The sequence below is a fragment of the Lentzea sp. HUAS TT2 genome (assembly GCF_051853195.1).
Taxonomy (GTDB): Bacteria; Actinomycetota; Actinomycetes; order Mycobacteriales; family Pseudonocardiaceae; genus Lentzea.
Map to the genome: position 1 here is coordinate 2,680,835 of NZ_CP196667.1, position 19,503 is coordinate 2,700,337.

A 19,503-nucleotide genomic window follows, 5' to 3' on the forward strand; every position below is an offset into this window, starting at 1 on the left:
TAGTTCTTCGAGTCGATCATCACGCCCGAGAGAGCCATCAACGCAAGGACCAACAGGCCGACCACCGCGGCGGCCCACGTGAACACGACTGACAACATGGCGTCCTCCATTCCCCGACTTCAGCTCCTCCAGAGTCCGTTACCGCGCCGTCATCCGGCATCCGCCGTGAGGGTGTTTCCGCAGGTCGCTCCCTCAGCCTTCTGGCTGATGCCGGGGTAGCCCCCGGTCGGACGCGGGGTCTCACTTTCGGCCCTACTGTTGCTCGGGTGGAGAGCACGGACTTGAACTGGCGGCTGCTCGCCAAGCGTCAGTGGCCGCTGGCGCTCTCGCTCACCGGCATCGTCATCGCGGAGACCGGGTCCATCAGCACCACGGCCGGCTGGTGGCAGATCCCCGGTGCGCTGGTGATCTGCGCCATCTCGGTGCTGGCACCGCGCCGGCCGTTCGACGCGGCGCTGGCAGCGTCGTTCGCGATCGTCTGCGCGGCGCTCTACATGCGGCTGCTCGGCGTCGCGTTCGAGCCGCACTTCTTCCTCAGCGGTGTCACCGTCTCGATCACCGGCGCCGCCATGGCGACCATCGCGGTCCTGGTGCGGGAGTCCTCGCACGGGCGCGCGGTCGCCGGCACGCTGCTGGTGGTGGCGGCGATGGTCACCGCGGAGGTCCTCGGCTGGCCCGTCGTGTCGGCGGTCGAGTACCGCGAATGGGAGCCGGACGCCACGTCGTACCTGTTCGGGGCGTGCATCATGCTCGTGCTGGCGGTCGGCACCGGGCTGTACTTCCGTGCCAGGGACAACGAACGCGCGTCCCAGCTGGCTGCTTCCGTCGCGGCGGCCCAGAACTCCGAACGGATGGCGTTGGCGCGCGAACTGCACGACGTCGTGGCCCACTACGTGACGGCGATCGTCGTGCACGCGCAGGCCGGGCAGCTCAACCGCGACGTGGACGTGCTGCCGTCGATCGCCGCGTCCGGCACCGAGGCGCTGACGGCGATGCGGCGACTCGTGGGCACGATGCGAGATGGCGAGTCCGCAGGCCCTGCCGCGTCCTCGTCGTTGATGGACGACGTGCGCGCGCTGGCCGCGGAATCCGGGCTGCCGGTGCGGCTCTCGTTCGACCTGCAGGACGCGGTGCCGCAGGAACTGGCCCGTTCGGTGCTGCGGCTGGTGCAGGAATCGCTGACGAACACCCAGAAGCACGCAGCCGCTGTGTCCTCAGTGGACGTGTCACTGTCCTCAAGCGACGGTGTGCTGCACCTGGCCGTGCTCGACGACGGTGTCGCTTCCGGCGTGCCCGTCGGCGGATCGGGAGGCTACGGGCTCGTCGGCATGCGCGAACGCGCGGAGCTGCTGGGCGGGACGTTCTCCGCAGGCCGACGCGAACCAACCGGGTGGACGGTCCGCGCCGATCTGCCGATCTCCTAGTTCACATGTCGTCGCGGATGACTTCGAACTCCTGAGTCATCTCGGCATCACTGAACTGGTCGTCGTTCTGAGGGTCGATATCGGCCACTGAAGCCTCCGCATGATCACGCCCGTACCGTGGAGTGTGATCATGCCAACTCAGCGCCGGGTCGGCGGCTTGGGGGTGGAGGGCTTCTGCGCGCGGCGGAACTGTCCACTGGACGTGCACGGCTTCTTCGACATGATCAAGTGACGTCCCTGTCCAGTCGTTGGTTGCTCGTGGATGCACAAAGGGCCCGTCGCAGCACGCAACGGGCCCCTTGGTTGGGGAGAAGTTTTAGGCCGGGGCGGACCCTGGGGGTCGGCCCGCGCCCGACAGAACGGGGATTCCCATCCCGTCCGGATGTATGCATGCATGTGATCGGCATCACAGTGGCAGGATTCTCCGCATGTCACTGCGTCTGCACGCCCCGGTGGTCCTGCCCTGCGACCCGTCCTGCGCCGTGTTGCGCGACGCGGTCGTGGACGTCGTCGACGGCCGGATCACCTACGTGGGTGCCCTCTCCGATGCCCCCGACTTCGACGGCGAGGTCCGCTCGCTGTCGGGGATCCTGATGCCCGGCCTGGTCAACACCCACGCGCACAGCCCGATGACGGTCCTGCGCGGCCTGGGCTCCGACCTGCCTTTGCTGCGGTGGCTGCAGGAGCAGATGTGGCCGAACGAGGCGCAGATGACGCCCGCCGACATCGGCACGGGCATGCTGCTGGGCGCCGTCGAGATGCTGCGGCACGGCGTCACCACGTCCACCGAGATGTACTTCCACGGCCGCGAGCTGACGGCCGCCGTCCTCGAAGCCGGCTCCCGGGTGGTGTTCGGCGGGGCGATCCTCGACGTGCCGGGCATGAACTGGAAGTCGCAGACCGACGAGCTCTCGTCGTGGATCGACTCGGACGGGCTGCGCTTCGGCCCTGGTGAGCGGGTCGAGCTGGCCTACGGGCCGCACTCCGCCTACACGCTCTCGGCTCCTCAGCTGACGGCCATCGCAGCGGAGGCGCGGGCCCGTGGCGCGCTGTTCATGGTGCACGTCGCCGAGTCGCCGTTCGAGGACGAGGCCGCCCGCGCCGAGTTCGGTTCGGTGCCCGCGCTGATGAAGGCGTCGGACGTGCTGGGTGGGCGCGTGCTGTCCGCACACTCCGTGCACCTGTCCGACGACGACATCGCGCTCTACGCGGCGTACGGCGTCGGCGTCGCGCACTGCCCCGGCTCCAACACGAAGCTCGCTTCGGGGATCGCGCGCGTGCCCGAGATGCTGGCCGCGGGCGTATCGGTCGGGCTGGGCACCGACGGGCCGGCGTCCAACGACGACCTGGACCTGCTGGAAGAGGCGCGGCTGGCCGGACTCCTGGCCCGCGTCTCCAAGATGGACGCGACGGTGCTCGGTGCCGCGCAGGCGTTGCTGATGGCCACTCGCGGCGGTGCCGACGCGCTGGGACGCGACGACATCGGCGCGCTGGAGGCCGGTCGCTGGGGCGATGTCGTGCACGTCGCCGCGGACGACCCCGCGTTCGCCACCGGGCTGGACGCGCCGGACTCGCAGCTGCTGGCGAACCTCGTGTGGGGGTCCGGGTCGCGCCGGGTCACCGACGTGTGGGTCGCCGGTGACCACGTCGTCGCGGGTGGCGAGTCGACCAGGGTGGATCGGCAGGAGGCTCAGGCCGGAGTCGCCGCGGTGGCGCGGCGACTGCGGAGCGTCTGACACATTCACCATTTCCGCTGTTCACCTGGCATGCACAGAAGAATGCATGCAGGACAACGAAAAGCGTTGCGATCGACGCCATTTCGTGATAAACTGAGTACATACCGCAGAGAGCGTGGACACAATCTCGTGTCCACGCTCTCTGCGCATTAATAAACTAGGAGATATAATGTTAAAAATCATCAATAACAACAAGAGACTAAGATTAAAACCACCAAGTCAGCAGCCCAAAGCTAGAACTTGGGCGCTCGCAGGACTGCTCAGCGGCCTGAGTCATGGAGCAGGACGCTGGATCTTCGACAGATTAACGAGACTGGCGGAGTTCATCTTCAATGGATGATTCAACTGCGCGAACAGTTGAATCATCCCAACGCAACAGCTGACATCAGTATAGCTTAAAGACAGACACTAATAAAGTTGGGAGATGCCGCGAAGAGGGTCTCTTCGCGGCATCTCCCATGCCCTCAATCACTTGATGAAAGAGTCAATACACGCGACTACTCACGGAGCGTCAACCTCTAGCCACAGGCTGTTGACAAGCCTGTGGACAACTTCAGTGCGGCCGGGACCGGACGTTGATCTCGGTGATGTGCGCGTCGGGCGTCGCCAGCACGGCGGACGCCACGGCGCGCCCCACCGAGGCCGGGTCGATGTACTTGGACGGGTCGTAGTCGCCGCCCTCCTGGCGGCGCACGTCCTCCTGCATCCGCGTCGCGGTCCGGCCGGGGTACACCGTGGTCACGCGCAACGCCGGCTCGTCGCCGCGCAACGCATCCGCGTAGGCCCGCAGCGCGAACTTCGACGCCGCGTAGACGCCCCAGCCCGGGTTGGCGTTCAGGCCCGCGCCCGAGTTGATCAGCACGACGTGGCCGTTGGCCGTGCGCAGCTGCGGCAGGAGCAGGTTGGTGAGTTCGGCGACCGCGAAGACGTTGACGTCGAAGGTTCTGCGCCAGTCCGCCTGGGTCGCGTCGGCCAACGGGCCGAGCAGCGCGATGCCGGCGCTGTGGACGAGCACGTCCAGGCGCGAGACGCTGCCCAGGTCCGACGACGCGACGTTCTCGAGGTCGAACGGCCAGGCCTGCGAGCCCGGCAGTTCGGCGGCGAGGACGGAGAGTGATGTCTCGTCCCGCCCGCCCAGCAGCAGGTCGTGGGTGGACGCCAGACTTCGGGCGATGGCCGAGCCGATTCCGCTGGATGCCCCGGTGACCAGGGCGACCGGACGATCAGTCATGGGGGGACCATAGTGCCCAGGAAGTTGATCCTGCCGTACCTCTGCCTGCTCTACTTCATCAACTACCTCGACCGGGTCAACATCGGGTTCGCCGGGCCGAACGGGATGTCCGAGGAGCTCAAGCTCTCCGCGACGGTGTTCGGGTTCGCGTCCGGGGTGTTCTTCATCGGCTACCTGCTGCTCGAGGTGCCGAGCAACCTGGCGCTGCACAGGTTCGGTGCGCGCAAGTGGATCGCGCGGATCATGCTCAGCTGGGGGATCGTCGCCACGGCCATGGCGTTCGTGCCCAACGGGACCGTGCTGATCGCGCTGCGGTTCCTGCTGGGTGTGGCGGAGGCGGGGTTCTTCCCCGGGATCATCCTGTACCTGACGTACTGGTACCCGCAGAAGGACCGGGCGCGGATCGTCGCGCTGTTCATGGTGGCGGTGCCGATCTCGACGGCGCTCGGGGCCACGTTCAGCGGCATGCTGATCCAGTGGACGGACTGGCGCACGATGTTCCTGGTCGAGGGACTGCCGGCGATCGGGCTCGCGTTCGTGACGTGGTTCTGGCTGCCGGACAAGCCCGCGGAAGCCGTTGAGCAGCCGAAGGAAGAGCACTGGCCGCTCAAGAAAGCCCTTACGCACCCGCGGATCCTGGCGCTGAGCTTCGTGTACTTCGGGATCGTGTACGGGCTGTACACGCTGGGGTTCTTCCTGCCGACGATCATCAAGGGACTGGCGCCCGACGCGGGTGTCGTCGAGCGCGGGCTGATCAACGCGATTCCGTACGTCCTCGGCGCGGTCGCCATGATCCTGTGGGCGAGGCACGGCGACCGCACCGGAGAACGGAAGTGGCACGTCGCCGCGCCGATGTTGCTGGGTGGAGCAGCGATCCCCGTCGCGCTCTACCTGGAGAACCCCGTGGCCGCGATGGTCGCGGTCTCGGTCTGCGCGATCGGTGTCTGTGCCGCGCTGCCCACCTTCTGGGCACTTCCCACGAGTTTCCTCGGCGGTACAGCGGCGGCGGGCGGCATCGCGTTGATCAACTCACTGGGCAACGTGAGCGGGTTCGTCGCCCCTTACGTGACCGGTTGGCTGCGTGACATCACCGGCACCCAGAAGACCGGCCTCTGGGTCGTCGGCGTCACGATGGTCAGCGCCGCGGTCGTCGCTCTGGTTCAGAGGGCGGGCACGGAGAAGGTGTAGAGGGCTTCGTAGCGGACGGAGGTCTGGGCGCCTTCGGTGCAGCCACCGGCGGGTGCGACGCCGCCCTTGGTGTTGAGCCGCTGCACGTAGCTGACGCCGGCGAACGTTCCCTCGCCCCTGGTGGACTTGGCCTTGAGCAGAAGCTCCGGAACGGCTCCGGGAACCTCGTTGCGCGCACCGTCGACCGGTGCGGCCTCGACCGCGCTGCCGTCGACGGTGGAGACCCAGATCGGGCCGCGCGAGTGCAGGCCGACGGCCCGGCCGAGCCTGTCCGACAGCGTTGCGGCGGGCTCCAGGCCCTTCCACGCTCCTGCCGTGCAGGTGTAGGTCTGCACGCCCTTTGCTTGCAGCTTCGTGACGACCTTGTGGCCGGACGGGACCTCGACAGCGGGTGCGACCCTCGCGTCGGATCCGTTCAGGGACTCCGCGGTCGGCGCGGCGGTGGAGCCGGCGCCTCCCGCGAGGATGCCCAGAAGGGTTGATGAGACAAGGACTAAGCCAGCACGTTTCATCACGCCAGGGCGTACGGGCCGAGAATCGGACCGGTTCAGTACCGTCTCAGTTGGCGGGCGCGTAGAACGTGTAGAGCGCCTTGTACGCGACGGAGGTCTGGGCGCCGGCCTTGCAGCCGCCCGCCGGGGCGACGCCGCCCTCGGTGGCGAGGCGCTGGACGTAGGAGACCTTGCCGAACAGGCCGTCGCCGCGTGCGGTCTTGGTCTTGAGCAGGAGCTCGGGCACAGCGCCCTTGACGTCGTTCTTGGCACCGTCGACCGGCGTCGCCTCGACCGCACTGCCGTCCACGGTGGAGATCCAGACGGGACCGCGGGAGTGGATGATGATCGGCTTGTCGTTCTTGTCCACGAGGGTCGCGGTGGGCTCTAGACCCTTCCACGCGTTGCCAGTGCACGAGTACGTCTGGACGCCCGTGGCCTGGTATTTGCCGACCAGCTTCTGACCCGCCGGGACCTGGACGGCAGCCGCGACGGGCGCGTCCTCGACCTGAGCGACGGGAGTGGGGGTCGCGGTGCCGGCGGTGGGGGTGCCACACGCAGCAAGACCCAGAAGAGCAGCAGCACCAACGACAAGACGAACATTCACGACTCACTCCAAAGTGGACAGCCAAAGTGGACTATTTCCGTTTTCGGCTGTCCGCGGTGCAGCCACCCATCACACGGACGGGCGGCCGCACCGGTTCACAAGATCAAAGTGAGCCGGACCACACGATCAGTCGCAGATCTTCCTGCGGTCCTTGCGCCACACCACCGCGACGGACGGACGCGGCTGCGAGGTGCCACCGTCCGGCCAGTGCGAGAGCGGGTTGTTCGCCGACGCGCCGTCGATCTCACCGGGGTGCTGCACGGACACCAGCACGAAGTCCTCGGTGATGACAGGGCCGCAGGTCTCCGCGCCCCTGGGCACGGTGAGGAACTGCTTCACCTGGCCGCGGCGAGGACCGGCGACCGGCACCGCGAACAGGCCGTCGTTGGAGGCCAGCGCGTTGCCGTCCGTGGAGATCCACAGGTTGCCGTGCGTGTCGAACGCGACGTTGTCCGGGCAGGAGATCGCACTGACCTGCGACTTGTCGAAGCCGCCGAAGTACGTGCCGGGATCCTTCGGGTCACCGCAGACCAGCAGCAGCTTCCAGGAGAACGTGGTCGCCGTGTTGTCGCTGCGGCGCTCCTCGATCTCCAGCACGTGGCCGTGCTTGTTGGCGTTGCGCGGGTTGATCTCGGTCGGGCCTTCCTTGCCGGCCTTGCCGCGGTCGGTGTTGTTGGTCAGCGCGGCGTAGATCCGGCGGTTGTGGGTCGAGGGCTCGACGTCCTCCGGGCGGTCCATCTTCGTGGCGCCCACCTTGTCCGCGGCCAGGCGCGTGAAGACGTAGACCTCTTCTGCGGTGAAGCCCGGGACGAACGACTTGTCGTTGTGCGCCAACGCGATCCACTCGCCGGAGCCGTCGAACTCACCGTCGGCGGGCAGCTTGCCGGTGCCGTCGATCTCGGCGGCCGGGCTGTCACCCGTGAAGCGGGCGACGTAGAGCGTTCCCTTGTCCAGCAGCTGCTTGTTGTGCTCGCGGGCGCGCTTCGAGTCGCCCTTCTGCATCTTCTCGTCCGAGACGAACTTGTACATGTAGTCGAAGCGCTCGTCGTCGCCCATGTACGCGACCACGCGGCCGTCCTTGGCCACGATGATGTTCGCGCCCTCGTGCTTGAAGCGGCCGAGCGCGGTGTGCTTGACCGGCGTCGACTTCTTGTCCAGCGGGTCGATCTCGACGATCCAGCCGAAGCGGTTGGCCTCGTTGGGCTCCTGGGCCAGGTCGAAGCGCTTGTCGAAGCGCTCCCACTGGCGCAGCGACGCGCCGCCGCTGATGCCGTAGCGGGCGAACTTGGCCTTCGTGTCCGGGTCGGTGACCTGGCTCGCGTTGGCGAAGTACTGGTTGAAGTTCTCCTCGCCGGACAGGATCGTGCCCCACGGCGTGACGCCGCCGGCGCAGTTGTTCTGCGTGCCCAGGACCTTGCGGCCCGTCGGGTCGGCCGAGGTCTTGAGGAACTTCGACCCGGCGGCCGGGCCCTTCACCTCGAACGGCGTGGTGAGCGTGATCCGGCGGTTGTACTTCTTCTTGTCGTCCGGGCAGACGAAGAGCTTGCCCGTGCGGGGGTCGCGGTCGACCATCACGACCGACAGGCCGTGCGCGGCCCACGCGATCTTGGCGTGCTTCTCGGTGATCGTGGTGGGCGACCAGTCCTTGAACATGAACGACTCGGTCGTGTACTCGTGGTTGCTCACCATGAGCCAGCTGTCGTGGTAGCCCGGCACCGGGACGAGTCCGCAGAAGTCGTTGTTGAAACCGAACTGCTTGGCCTGCGCCTCAGGCGTCTGGTTGTCGAAGTCGAACTCCGGCGCGTCGTCCAGCACCCCGTCACCCCAGCGGATGACGACGTCCTGCTGGAAACCCTTCGGCACGGAGATCTGGTCGAGGGTGTTGGGCGCCACCGGCTCGAAGTTCAGACCACCGGGGTCCTTGCCACCGCGGCCGAGGGCCTCGGCGTCGGGGTGCGCCGGAGCGGCGGCGGCCGAACCGGAGAACGCGAGCGCACCGGCACCGGCGGCGGCGAAGACCGCACCTGCCTTCAGCATGCCGCGGCGGCTCACGACCTCCTTGACGACGTCGCCGAAGTACGCGTTCGCGGACGAGTTGGGCGCCTCGTGCGCGCAGGCGTTGCCGCAGCGGAACTCGCAGGTGACAGCCTGACGTCCGAGCGGGTGGTTCGTCGGGAGCAGGGGCAGCATGCGGCGGCCCCGATCGGTGGGTGAGGACACGCAGGCCTCCGAGATCGGTCAGTGTGGGAACTGGCCGAACCTAAGAGCCCAACGAGATCGCCTGCCGTCCAGAAGGTGAACGACAGGCGAACTCGTACTACTCCCGAACGATCACAGCACGCGCCGTGATCATCCGATCTCTCCCAGTTGACGACGCCCCTTGCGCCAGACCGCGACGACCGACGGACGAGGCCTCGCGGTCCCCCTGTCCGGCCAGTTCGAGACGGGCTTGTCGGCACTCGCGCCGTCCACCTCGCCGGGGTGCTGGACGCACACGGTGATCACCCGCTCGCCGATCACCGGGCCGCACGTCTCGCCGCCGCGCGGGACCGTGAGGAACAGCTTGAGGTGCCCGCGTTCCGGCCCTTCCAGCGGCACGCCGTAGAGGCCGTCGTTGAGCCCGTCGAGCTTGCCGTCGGCGTCCGTGGAGATCCACAGGTTGCCGTGCCGGTCGAACGCGACGTTGTCCGGACTGGAGATCGGGCTGACCTGCGACTTGTCGTAGCCGCCGAAGTAGGTGTTCGGGTCCTCCGGGAAACCGCACACCAGGAACAGGCCCCAGTTGAACGTGAGCGCGAGCGCGTCGCCGCGGCGTTCGGTCAGCTCCAGCACCTGCCCGTGCCGGTTGTTCACCCTCGGGTTCGGCTCGGTCGCGCCTTCCTTGCCCGCCGTGACACCGCGCTCGACGTTGTTGCTGAGCGCGCAGTAGACCGTGCCGGTGCGCGGGTGGCACTGGATGTCCTCGGGACGGTCCATCTTGGTCGCGCCGACCTTGTCCGCCGCGATGCGCGTGAAGACGTAGACCTCTTCGGCGGTCATGCCCGGCACGAACGACTTCTTGCCCGCCGCCAGCGGGATCCACTCACCGGTGCCGTCGAACTTGCCGTCGCTGGGCAGCTTTCCGGTGCCGTCGATCTCGGACACGGGACTGTCGCCGGTGAACCGGCCCACGTACAGCGTGCCGTCGTCGAGCAGCGTCATGTTGTGGCGACGCGCGGCCTTGCTGTTGCCCTTCTTGACCTTGCCGTTCGAGATGAACTTGTAGATGTACTCGAACCGCTCGTCGTCACCGGAGTACGCGACCACCCTGCCGTCGTCGGCGATGCGGATGTTCGCGGTCTCGTGCTTGAAGCGGCCCAGGTGCGTGTGCTTGACCGGCGTCGAGTCCGGGTCGTTGGGGTCGAGCTCGATGACCCAGCCGAACCTGTTGACCTCGTTGGGTTCCTGGGCGAGGTCCCAGCGCTTGTCGAAGCGTTCCCACTTGCGGGTGGTCGCGTTGCCGGTGACGCCGTACCGCGTGAGCCTCGGGTCGTTGCGGCCGGCGGCGTTCGCGAAGTACTGGTTGAAGTTCTCCTCGCCGGACAGGATCGTGCCCCACGGCGTGACACCGCCGGCACAGTTGTTGATCGTGCCCAGGACCCGCTTGCCCGTCGGGTCGACGGAGGTCTTCAGCAGGTCGCTGCCCGCGGCAGGACCACGCACCTCGAACGGCGTGTGCAGGGTGATGCGGCGGTTGTACTTGCTGAACTTCGCCTTGTAGTGGCCGGAGAACAGCGAGCGCTTGATCATGAACACCGACAGGCCGTGCGCGGCCCAGCCGATCTTCACCTGCTCCTCGGTCGGGTTCGCGGGGTCGTAGCCGCGGAACATGAACGTCTCGCTGGTGTACTCGTGGTTGGTGACCATGATGCCGGTCAGTTCCAACGGGTCCAGCGGCAGGATCGCGGCGAAGTCGCAGTTGAAGCCGAACTGCTTCTCCTGCTTCGCGGCGGTCTGGTTGTCGAAGTCGAACTCGGGGACACCGGGGAAGAGCGGGTCACCCCAGCGGATCACGATCCCCTGCTCGTACCCCTCGGGGACGACGACCTCGTCCTTGGTGTTGACCTGGACGGGCTTGAAGTCGAGGCCCTTGGGCGGACGGTGGCCCTGAGCCTCCGGCTCGGCGGCGGCAGCGGTCGTGGGCAGTGCGACCGTCGCGGCGGCAGCGACCACGGCACCGGCCTTGAGGGCGGTGCGGCGGCTGATCAGATCGCCGAAGTAGGGGTTGTCGGAGGTGTTCGGGACGTCGTGGAAGCACGCGTCCCCGCAGCGGTACTCGCATGTCACCGCCGCTCTGCCGACGCGGTGGTTGACGAGTGGCAGAGGGATCATGGTGGTGGCCTCCTACGGTCGGTGCGGGAACCGCCACCGACCGTAGGCCGCCGTTCATGCTTTGTTAACCCACAAGTTGTTCACCCGCGAGGACAGCTTCGGACGGAACGTCCCTTGTGTCCGTCCTGTTGAACGTGAGCAGGCCGGCGGCGACGAGGCAGAGGACCGCGGCGACGACGAACGGCTGCGCCAGGTGACTGACGAACGTCGCGGCCAGAGCCCCACCGAGCCAGCGCAGGAAGTTGTACCCGGCACTCGCCACGGGCCGCGGCGCGTCGCTGACGCTCATCGCGGTCCCGGTGAACAGGGTGTTGAGCAGGCCGCTCACCAGGCCGCTCACGATGACCGCGACCACCAGCAACGGCTTGCTGGGCACCGCCATCAGCAGCATGAGCACCGCGAACGCCAGCACAGATCCGATGATTGCGCTCTTCTCGCCGACGCGGTCCGCGAGCCGCGGAGCGAGGAAAACGCTCGACACGGCGACGCACACGCCCCAGCCGAAGAAGATCAGTCCGATCTCGACGGCACCCCACCGCAGGACGAACGGCGACCAGGCGAGAACTGTGAAGAACGCGGCCGTGTAGAGCGCCGCTCCGATCGAGGTGCGCAACAGGACGGGGTTCTTGAGCGCCTTGAGCGGGTCGAGCAGGCTGATCCTCGGACGTTCCAGGTGCGAGTCCTTGGCCAGGAACGTTGCACAAAGGATCAGAGCGGCGGCCATGAGGATCGCGGTGCCGAGGAACGGCCCGCGCCACGAGAAGCTGCCGAGCAACGCGCCGAGCAGCGGCCCCACGCTCAGACCGAGACCGAGCGCGGCCTCGTAGAGCAGGATCGCGGCCTTCTGCCCGCCGCTGGCCGCGCCGACGATGACGCTGAGCGCGGTCGCGATGAAGAACGCGTTGCCGAGCCCCCACACGGCCCGCAGTCCGACGAGCTGCCCGATGCTGCCTGCCGCGGAGCACAACAGCGTCGCGACGACGATCAGCGCGAGCCCGCCGACGAGCGTGCGCTTGGCCCCGAACCGCGCCGTCGCGGCACCCGTGAAGAGCATCGCCACGACCTGGACACCCAGGTAGGAGGAGAAGAGGAGGGTGACCTGCGCGGGTGTCGCGTGCAGACCCTCCGCGATGGACAACAGGATCGGGTCCACGAGCCCGATCCCCATGAAGGCGATGACCGCGGCGAACGCCGTGATCCACACCTGCTTGGGCTGAGCCTTGAAATTCACTTCGCCATCCTAACCGATTTTGCTTAGCATAGCGAAGTATCATGCGCCACAAGGTACGGTTCACGGCGTGAATGCGGTGATCTTCGACCTCGACGGCGTGCTGATCGACTCGGAGCAGGTGTGGGACGAGGTGCGCCAGGCGTTCGCCGCTGCCCACGGCGGCACGTGGACGCCGACCGCCACCCGTGACATGCAGGGGATGTCGACGCCCGAGTGGGGCGAGTACCTGGTCTCCTCGGTCGGCGTGCGGCTGTCGGCCTCCGAGGCGTCCGCCGGCGTGATCGCCGAGATGGAGAAGGCCTACGCCGCACACCTGCCCGTGCTTCCCGGCGCCGTGGACGCGGTGCGTGCCGTGGCGTCACGCTTCCCGGTGGCGATCGCGTCGTCCGCACCCGCTGTGCTGATCAAGGTGTTCCTGGACGTGACCGGGCTGCCCGTGCCCGTCGCCGTGTCCTCGGAGTCGTGCGCCGCCGGGAAACCGTCGCCGGACGTCTACCTCGCGGCGGCCGCGCAGCTCGGGGTCTCACCGGCGTCCTGTTACGCCGTCGAGGACTCGACGAACGGCCTGAAGGCAGCGCTGGCGGCGGGCATGACCGTGCTGGCCGTGCCGAACCCGCACTTCCCGCCCGCCGCGGACGTGCTGGCTCAGGTGACGGTGCTGTCCTCGATCGCCGACCTGCCGGACGCGCTGGCGTAGCTCGTCGCGGCCATGCCGATCGCGAGGCACGTGCAGGCGAGAACGCCCTTCGGCCAGTAGATGTGGCTGCTGAGGAACAGGTAGCTGCCGAACAGCAGGAACACCGCGCCCGGGATCGCCTTGAGGCGGTCCTTGAGCAGCGCGCACACCGCGATCGCGAGGCTGGCCGCGAAGAAGCACCACGCGCCCACGGTGCCGAGCTGGTTGCCGATCTTGAACAACGGCTCGTCGGCGGCGGTGCGGCCGCCGTTCGCCAGCGTCATCGCCCCGCCACCGATGCCGGCCAGCGCGTCCAGGGCGCCGTAGAAGACGACATAACCGAAGGTCGCCGCGCGGGCCGGGTAGCGGACGTACCTCGGGCTGTCGTCGAGCAGGACCCATTGCGCAGCACCGAGGAGCGGGAAGATCACCGCCAGGATGACGTGCATGTTCTGCCACCACTCGGCGGTCGACGCGTCGAGGTGGTGCGGGTGGGTCAGCCCGATGCCGGCGAGGACCAGGCCGGGGAGGGCGACGAGCAGGGTGCGCACCGGGCGAACCTAGCGGAAGCCGAGCTGGCGCTGAGACTCCGAACACACGAACGCGTCTGTGCCTGAACGGCCGTCGCTGCCTAGCGTGGCGGGCATGACGCAACGAGTTGCCGTGGTCACCGGCACGGCGCAGGGCATGGGTCTGCGGATCGCGGACGTCCTGCGCGAGGACGGGTTCGCCGTCGTCGGCTTCGACCTGCGGGAGAGCAAGGACGGGATCGTCGGCAACGTCGCGAGCGCCGCCGACGTCCAGCGCCTGACCGATCACGTGACCAGCACCTACGGCCGGGTGGACGTGCTGGTCAACAACGCGGGGATCGCCGGCATCGTGCCGTTCGAGGACACCACGCTGGAGCAGTGGGAACGGATCATGGCGGTCAACCTGACCGGGCCGTTCCTGCTCACCCAGGCGCTGGGCAAGGTCATGCTCGGGCAGGGCAGCGGCAGTGTCGTCAACATCGCGTCCGTCGCCGGGCTGCAGGGGGTGGCGGACCGGGCCGCGTACAACACGACGAAGCACGGGCTGATCGGGTTGACGCGCACGCTCGCCGTCGAGTGGGGCGGGCGGGGGATCAGGGTCAACGCCGTGTGTCCCGGCTGGGTCAAGACCGAGATGGACGTCGAGTCGCAGGCCGGCGGGTACTACGTCGACGAGGACATCACCGACCACGTGCCGATGAACCGGTTCGCGGCGCCCGACGACATCGCGCAGGCCGTGCGGTTCCTGGCGAGCGACAACGCGCGGTACATCAACGGGGTCGCGCTGCCCGTCGACGGCGGGTGGACCGCGGACGGCAGCTGGCAGAAGCTGCGGCTCTCGAAGCGCTGAACGTGAAGGGCCGCCCTCCGGGAAGGAGAGCGGCCCTTCACGGGATCAGGCTTCGCCGCGAATGAACTTCTCGACGGCCTCGTGCGCCTCGGAGTCCGAGTACTGCACGGGCGGGGACTTCATGAAGTACGACGACGCCGAGAGGATCGGGCCGCCGATGCCGCGGTCGAGGGCGATCTTCGCCGCACGGACGGCGTCGATGATGATGCCCGCGGAGTTCGGGGAGTCCCAGACCTCCAGCTTGTACTCGAGGTTCAGCGGCACGTCGCCGAACGCGCGGCCCTCGAGACGCACGTAGGCCCACTTGCGGTCGTCGAGCCACGCCACGTAGTCCGACGGGCCGATGTGGACGTTGCGCTTGCCCATCTCGCGGTCCACCTGGGACGTGACGGCCTGGGTCTTGGAGACCTTCTTGGACTCCAGTCGCTCCAGTTCCTTCATGTTCAGGAAGTCCATGTTGCCGCCGACGTTCAGCTGCATGGTGCGGTCGAGCTGGACACCGCGGTCCTCGAACAGCTTCGCCAGCACGCGGTGCGTGATGGTGGCGCCGACCTGGGACTTGATGTCGTCACCGACGATCGGGACGCCGGCGGCGCGGAACTTCTCCGCCCACTCCGGGTCCGACGCGATGAAGACGGGCAGGGCGTTGACGAACGCCACACCGGCGTCGATCGCGGCCTGGGCGTAGAAGCGGTCCGCGTCCTCCGAACCCACCGGCAGGTACGAGACCAGCACGTCGACCTCGGCGTCGCGCAGCGCGGCCACGACGTCGACCGGCTCCGCGTCGGACTCCTCGATCGTCTCCCGGTAGAACTTCCCGAGGCCGTCGAGGGTGTGCCCGCGCTGGACGACGACGCCGAGCGGCGGCACGTCCGCGATCTTGATCGTGTTGTTCTCGCTGGCCCCGATGGCCTCGGAGAGGTCGGTGCCGACCTTCTTCGCGTCCACGTCGAACGCTGCGACGAACTCGACATCGCGCACGTGGTAGTCACCGAACTGCACGTGCATCAGACCGGGCACGCGGGTGCTCGGGTCGGCGTCGCGGTAGAAGTGGACGCCCTGCACCAGCGACGCCGCGCAGTTGCCAACCCCGACGATGGCCACTCGAACGGTGCGGCGGTTTTCGCCCATTGCCGAGTCCTCCTTGATCAACGATGAAAAGCTAGTCGTCCTGCTCGGACCTTTCGTGCGCGATGAGCTCGTTGAGCCACCGCACCTCGCGCTCCGTGCTCTCCAGGCCTTGGCTGTGCAGCTCACGGGTGTAGCGGTCGATCTGCTCACCCGTGCGCGTGAGCCGCTCGCGAAGTCCTTCCCTGCGTTCTTCGACACACCGCCGGCGGCCTTCCAGGATGCGCATCCTGACGTCGGCCGGCGTGCGCGAGAAGAACGCCAGATGGACCCCGAACGAGTCGTCGTCCCAGGTCTGAGGACCCGCGTTGGCCAGGAGATCGGCGAACCGCTCCTTGCCTTCGGGAGTCAGCTCGTAGACCTTGCGAGCCCGACGTCCCCAAGAAAGAGCCGACTCCTCCGGCCCCTCCTCCACGATCAGGCCCGCCCGCTGGAGTCGCCGCAATGTTGGGTACAGCGATCCGTAGGAGAACGCGCGAAACGCTCCGAGCAGGTCATGCAAGCGCTTGCGCAGCTCGTAGCCGTGCATGGGCGCCTCGTGCAGCAGGCCGAGCAGCGCGAACTCGAACACGAGTCACCTCCTCGCACCTGCACCGATAGGTGAGGCGATTATATCGGCTCGATACATCGATGGCTCCTCGCAACTGTGGGATGTGGCACACCGTGATACCGCGCCGGACCTCGCTGCCCTGAACGGCCCACCATCGGAAAGCGGTCGGCACGTACTCTGGTCACGTGTTGACCCAACGGCAGGTGGTGGACTACTCGCTGCAGCGGCGTGCGCTGCTGGCGGAGGTCCATGCCGGTCGCACGGGCACCATGGAGGTCTGCGACGCGAACCCGTACCTGCTGCGAGCTGCGAAGTTCCACGGGACGGCGACCGAAGTGCCCTGCCCCGTGTGCCGCAAGGAACCGCTCACCCACGTGTCGTGGGTCTACGGTGACGAGCTCAAGCACGCGGCCGGCTCGGCGCGCACACCTGAAGAACTGGTGAAGATGGCGAACCTCTTCGACGAGTTCTCCGTGTACCTAGTTGAAGTTTGTCGCACGTGCAGTTGGAACCACCTGGTGCAGTCATACGTCCTGGGGAAGCGTGGGCTGGAAAAGCCACGCAGGAGGACTGCGGCGGAATGACCCACAGGTGACACTGCTCCGAATGAAGTACGACCACCGAACCGTGTGCTGATGCACGCCGGTCTGGGAGGCCTTTTCACGTGAACGACCAGCATGATGACCGGCAGCGCGGAGGCGAGCCGCAGTGGCCGACCGGGGACGACCCGGACGGCGGCGGCACGAGGCGCGATGTCCCGAATCAGCCACGACCGGGCACCCCACCCGGCGGTTTCGCGCGCCCTCCCCAGGGTGGCACGCCACCTGGTGGTTTCCCACAGCAGCAGCCCCCACGCCGCCCGAACGGACCAGGCGGTCCGCAGGGTGGTCCTGGGATGCCTCCTGGCGGTCCCGGCCGTCCGCCCGTGAACGGTCCCGGTGGGCCGCAGGGCGGTCCCGGCGGCCCCGGCGGTCCGGGTGGCCGTCCTCCGACGCCTCCCGGCGGCATGCCGATCGCCCCGCCTCCCGGTGCTCGCCGCCCCGGTGGTCCTGGCGGTCCCGGTGGCCCGCAGGGCGGTCCCGGTGGCCCCGGCCGTCCCGGTATGCCCCCGCGCAACCCCGGTGAGGACCGCACCACGCAGATGCCGCCGGTCAACCGGCCGACTCAGCGCGAGCCCGAGCTCATCACCCACCGCGAGCCTGACGACGAGTTCCTCATGGCCGGTGTGAGTGACGACGACGACTATTACGACGACGACGAGCCGGAGCTCACCGAAGAGGAGGAGCGTCGTCTGCGCAAGAAGAGGATCTGGAAGCGCGTCCGGATCGGTGCGTTCGTCGCGATCGGCATGATGCTCCTGGGTCCGGTGATCGCCATCGCGGTCGCGTACCCGCTCGTCGAGTGGCCGCGCCCGAACGAGATCGCGGCCGACCAGGACAAGACGATCACCCTGCTCTACTCGGACGGCACCGAGATGGGCAAGATCACCTCACCCGGTGAGAACCGCACGCTGCTCACGTACGAGGAGCTCCCGGAGCCCGTCAAGCAGGCCGTCATGGCCGCTGAGGACGCGAACTTCTACGACAACCCCGGCTTCGACGTGAAGGCCATCGCCCGCGCCGTCTGGATCCAGGCGACCGGCGGCAGCTCGGGTGGTTCCGGTCTGACGCAGCAGTACATCAAGAAGGCGACCGGCAAAGAGGACGCGACGCTGACTCGTAAGTTCACCGAGCTCGTCAAGGCCTACAAGATGAGCAACGAGTCGGACCACAACACGATCCTCACCGCGTACATGAACACGGTGTACTTCGGTCGTGGCGCGAACGGCATGAAGGCCGCCGCGCAGGTCTACTACAACAAGCAGATGAAGGACCTCACGCCTTCCGAGGCCGCTTTCATCGCGGGCATGATCCAGATCCCCTCCTGGTCCGAGGACGAGGAGCACGCGAAGAAGCGCTGGGAGTTCGTGATGGGCCAGATGGTCCAGAAGAAGTGGATCAGCCAGGCCGACTACGACGCCCGCCAGTACCCGGCGCCGCTGCCGTTCGAGCAGACGCAGCCCGCGAGCCTCGAGGGCCCGCTCGCCCGCATCAGCCAGCAGGTGCAGAACGAGATCGACGGCGAGCTCGTCGGCATGACGATGGAGAAGGCGCAGAAGGTCGGCGTCACCGTCACCACGACGATCGACTCGAAGATGCAGAAGGCCGCGACCGACGCCGTGGACTCCGTCATGAACGGCCAGGACCCGGAGCTGCGCACGTCGCTCAGCGCGATCGAACCGCAGTCCGGCGCCGTCAGGGCGTACTACCCGGGCAAGGACGGCTTGAAGGGCATCGACTACGCCAAGGGCACGATCCAGGAGGCCGGCTCGTCGTTCAAGCCGTTCGACCTGGTGGCGGACCTGAAGCGCGGCAAGGGCATCGGCGACACCTACGACGCCACGCCCCGCAAGATCGCCGGCGTCGAGATCCGCAACGCCGGCAACAGCACCTGCGGCAAGGAATGCCCGGTCAAGCAGGCCATGAAGGAGTCCCTCAACACCGTCTTCTACGAGATGGTGGCGGGTCCCCAGGGCACGGGCACGAAGGCCGTGGCCGACGCGGCCCACGCGGCCGGCATCCCGAAGACCGTCCGGGTCGGCGGCCAGGACAAGCAGACCCTCGTCGGTGAGGGCGGCAACCCGCCCACCGCCGGTATCGCCATCGGCGCCGACAGCGCCCAGGTGCGGCCGTTCGACATGGCCTCGGCGTTCGCGACCTTCGCGGCCCGCGGCGTGTACCGCGCCCCGTTCTTCGTCACGAAGATCACCGGCCCGACCGGTGACGTCCTCTACCAGCACGTCGATCAGCCGGTGCCGGCGTTCGACCCGGTCGAGGAGAAGAGCCGCGACATCGCGGACAACGTCACCGAGTCGCTGAAGGAGATCCCCGCCTACTCGAGGATCGGCTGTGCCGGCAACCGCGAGTGCGCGGGCAAGACCGGTACGCACGAGCTCCCCGGCAGCCTCGACCAGAACTCGAAGGCCTGGATGGTCGGCTACACGCCGCAGCTGTCCACCTCCGTGTGGGTCGGCAAGGACCAGGGCAACGTGGCCATCAAGAACAAGGAGGGCAAGGCCATCTTCGGTAGTGGCCTGCCCGGTCAGATGTGGAAGAAGTTCATGGACGCGGCACTTGCCGGCGTGCAGAAGGAAGCGTTCCCGAAGCCCAAGCCGATCGGCAACTTCAACCCGCCGAAGCCGTCGAACACTCCTTCCAACACTCCGAGCAACACCCCGTCCAACACGCCCAGCAACACTCCGAGCAACACCCCGTCCAACACGCCGAGCACGCCCAAGCCGCCGGCTTCGTGCTTCCCGCTCGGCTGCCCGCCCTCCGGGCCTCCCGACCCGTCGGACGACCCGCCCACGAGGCGCAACGGGGGCTGACGCCCGGTAGTACGTGAACCGCTCCCCGGAGATCGAACTGGGAAACCAGTCCCGACTCCGGGG

At 67.7% G+C, this 19,503-nt stretch carries 16 protein-coding genes; 7 read left to right on the top strand and 9 right to left on the bottom strand.

All coding sequences use genetic code 11. The annotated features are described in order from the left end of the window. Positions 1 to 266 precede the first annotated feature (266 nt). Together ACSHWB_RS13395 and ACSHWB_RS13400 are read left to right on the top strand one after the other, a co-directional pair. Complete coding sequence (locus ACSHWB_RS13395; protein WP_439662357.1) at positions 267 to 1,424, top strand: sensor histidine kinase; 1,158 nt, start codon at positions 267 to 269, stop codon at positions 1,422 to 1,424. A 428-nt stretch (positions 1,425 to 1,852) separates the two neighbouring features. Beyond that, positions 1,853 to 3,160 carry an amidohydrolase family protein gene (locus ACSHWB_RS13400; protein ID WP_439662358.1) on the top strand — a complete coding sequence of 436 codons (1,308 nt, stop codon included), beginning with the start codon at positions 1,853 to 1,855 and terminating at the stop codon, positions 3,158 to 3,160. Between the two features lie 553 nt (positions 3,161 to 3,713). Here the strand turns inward: ACSHWB_RS13400 and ACSHWB_RS13405 are convergent. Then, entirely contained in the window at positions 3,714 to 4,391 is a 678-nt protein-coding gene (locus tag ACSHWB_RS13405; RefSeq protein WP_439662359.1) for an SDR family oxidoreductase, read from the bottom strand. Positions 4,392 to 4,403: 12 nt separating this feature from the next. On the opposite strand from ACSHWB_RS13405, the gene ACSHWB_RS13410 reads away from it, so the two are divergent. Beyond that, positions 4,404 to 5,579: an MFS transporter gene (locus ACSHWB_RS13410; RefSeq protein WP_439662360.1), complete on the top strand. Its 1,176-nt coding sequence runs from the start codon at positions 4,404 to 4,406 to the stop codon at positions 5,577 to 5,579. Here ACSHWB_RS13410 and ACSHWB_RS13415 read toward each other — a convergent pair. The 5 genes from ACSHWB_RS13415 to ACSHWB_RS13435 form a co-directional block, all read right to left on the bottom strand. Next, positions 5,552 to 6,091 carry a DUF3455 domain-containing protein gene (locus ACSHWB_RS13415; RefSeq protein WP_439662361.1) on the bottom strand — a complete coding sequence of 180 codons (540 nt, stop codon included), beginning with the start codon at positions 6,089 to 6,091 and terminating at the stop codon, positions 5,552 to 5,554. The two genes, ACSHWB_RS13410 and ACSHWB_RS13415, sit on opposite strands and share 28 nt — an antisense overlap. A 46-nt stretch (positions 6,092 to 6,137) precedes the next feature. Continuing rightward, a complete protein-coding gene (locus tag ACSHWB_RS13420) occupies positions 6,138 to 6,677 on the bottom strand; it encodes a DUF3455 domain-containing protein (RefSeq protein WP_439662362.1) in 540 nt (179 codons plus the stop codon). A gap of 126 nt (positions 6,678 to 6,803) precedes the next feature. Then, positions 6,804 to 8,867, bottom strand: coding sequence for a PhoX family protein (locus tag ACSHWB_RS13425; protein WP_439664589.1), 2,064 nt, complete (start codon positions 8,865 to 8,867; stop codon positions 6,804 to 6,806). Positions 8,868 to 9,026: 159 nt separating this feature from the next. Next, on the bottom strand, positions 9,027 to 11,048 hold the full coding sequence (locus ACSHWB_RS13430) for a PhoX family protein (RefSeq protein ID WP_439662363.1): 2,022 nt from the start codon (positions 11,046 to 11,048) through the stop codon (positions 9,027 to 9,029). Positions 11,049 to 11,112: 64 nt separating this feature from the next. Next, entirely contained in the window at positions 11,113 to 12,279 is a 1,167-nt protein-coding gene (locus ACSHWB_RS13435; protein ID WP_439662364.1) for an MFS transporter, read from the bottom strand. A gap of 67 nt (positions 12,280 to 12,346) precedes the next feature. Here ACSHWB_RS13435 and ACSHWB_RS13440 point away from each other — a divergent pair, with 67 nt between their 5' ends. After that, entirely contained in the window at positions 12,347 to 12,976 is a 630-nt protein-coding gene (locus ACSHWB_RS13440; protein ID WP_439662365.1) for an HAD family hydrolase, read from the top strand. Here ACSHWB_RS13440 and ACSHWB_RS13445 read toward each other — a convergent pair. After that, positions 12,925 to 13,506 carry a hypothetical protein gene (locus ACSHWB_RS13445; protein WP_439662366.1) on the bottom strand — a complete coding sequence of 194 codons (582 nt, stop codon included), beginning with the start codon at positions 13,504 to 13,506 and terminating at the stop codon, positions 12,925 to 12,927. The genes ACSHWB_RS13440 and ACSHWB_RS13445 overlap by 52 nt on opposite strands. 94 nt (positions 13,507 to 13,600) lie before the next feature. On the opposite strand from ACSHWB_RS13445, the gene ACSHWB_RS13450 reads away from it, so the two are divergent. Beyond that, the gene (locus ACSHWB_RS13450) at positions 13,601 to 14,335 is read left to right on the top strand and encodes an SDR family NAD(P)-dependent oxidoreductase (RefSeq protein ID WP_439662367.1); all 735 of its coding nucleotides are present in this window, start codon (positions 13,601 to 13,603) and stop codon (positions 14,333 to 14,335) included. A gap of 45 nt (positions 14,336 to 14,380) precedes the next feature. Here the strand turns inward: ACSHWB_RS13450 and ACSHWB_RS13455 are convergent, their stop codons facing one another. Both ACSHWB_RS13455 and ACSHWB_RS13460 read right to left on the bottom strand, forming a co-directional pair. Beyond that, on the bottom strand, positions 14,381 to 15,466 hold the full coding sequence (locus ACSHWB_RS13455; RefSeq protein ID WP_439662368.1) for an inositol-3-phosphate synthase: 1,086 nt from the start codon (positions 15,464 to 15,466) through the stop codon (positions 14,381 to 14,383). A 31-nt stretch (positions 15,467 to 15,497) separates the two neighbouring features. After that, positions 15,498 to 16,034 carry a PadR family transcriptional regulator gene (locus ACSHWB_RS13460; RefSeq protein WP_439662369.1) on the bottom strand — a complete coding sequence of 179 codons (537 nt, stop codon included), beginning with the start codon at positions 16,032 to 16,034 and terminating at the stop codon, positions 15,498 to 15,500. Between the two features lie 164 nt (positions 16,035 to 16,198). On the opposite strand from ACSHWB_RS13460, the gene ACSHWB_RS13465 reads away from it, so the two are divergent. Then, a complete protein-coding gene (locus ACSHWB_RS13465; RefSeq protein WP_439662370.1) occupies positions 16,199 to 16,597 on the top strand; it encodes a DUF5318 domain-containing protein in 399 nt (132 codons plus the stop codon). A 311-nt stretch (positions 16,598 to 16,908) separates the two neighbouring features. Next, a complete protein-coding gene (locus ACSHWB_RS13470) occupies positions 16,909 to 19,440 on the top strand; it encodes a transglycosylase domain-containing protein (RefSeq protein WP_439662371.1) in 2,532 nt (843 codons plus the stop codon). The last annotated feature ends 63 nt before the right edge of the window (positions 19,441 to 19,503 follow it).

Excerpts from the sequence above, each read along its gene's own strand:
- ACSHWB_RS13430 (WP_439662363.1), bottom strand. The coding sequence starts at position 11,048 with ATGATCCCTCTGCCACTCGTCAACCACCGCGTCGGCAGAGCGGCGGTG.
- ACSHWB_RS13425 (WP_439664589.1), bottom strand. The coding sequence starts at position 8,867 with ATGCTGCCCCTGCTCCCGACGAACCACCCGCTCGGACGTCAGGCTGTC.
- ACSHWB_RS13415 (WP_439662361.1), bottom strand. The coding sequence starts at position 6,091 with ATGAAACGTGCTGGCTTAGTCCTTGTCTCATCAACCCTTCTGGGCATC.
- ACSHWB_RS13400 (WP_439662358.1), top strand. The coding sequence starts at position 1,853 with ATGTCACTGCGTCTGCACGCCCCGGTGGTCCTGCCCTGCGACCCGTCC.
- ACSHWB_RS13470 (WP_439662371.1), top strand. The coding sequence starts at position 16,909 with ATGCCTCCTGGCGGTCCCGGCCGTCCGCCCGTGAACGGTCCCGGTGGG.
- ACSHWB_RS13405 (WP_439662359.1), bottom strand. The coding sequence starts at position 4,391 with ATGACTGATCGTCCGGTCGCCCTGGTCACCGGGGCATCCAGCGGAATC.
- ACSHWB_RS13450 (WP_439662367.1), top strand. The coding sequence starts at position 13,601 with ATGACGCAACGAGTTGCCGTGGTCACCGGCACGGCGCAGGGCATGGGT.
- ACSHWB_RS13455 (WP_439662368.1), bottom strand. The coding sequence starts at position 15,466 with ATGGGCGAAAACCGCCGCACCGTTCGAGTGGCCATCGTCGGGGTTGGC.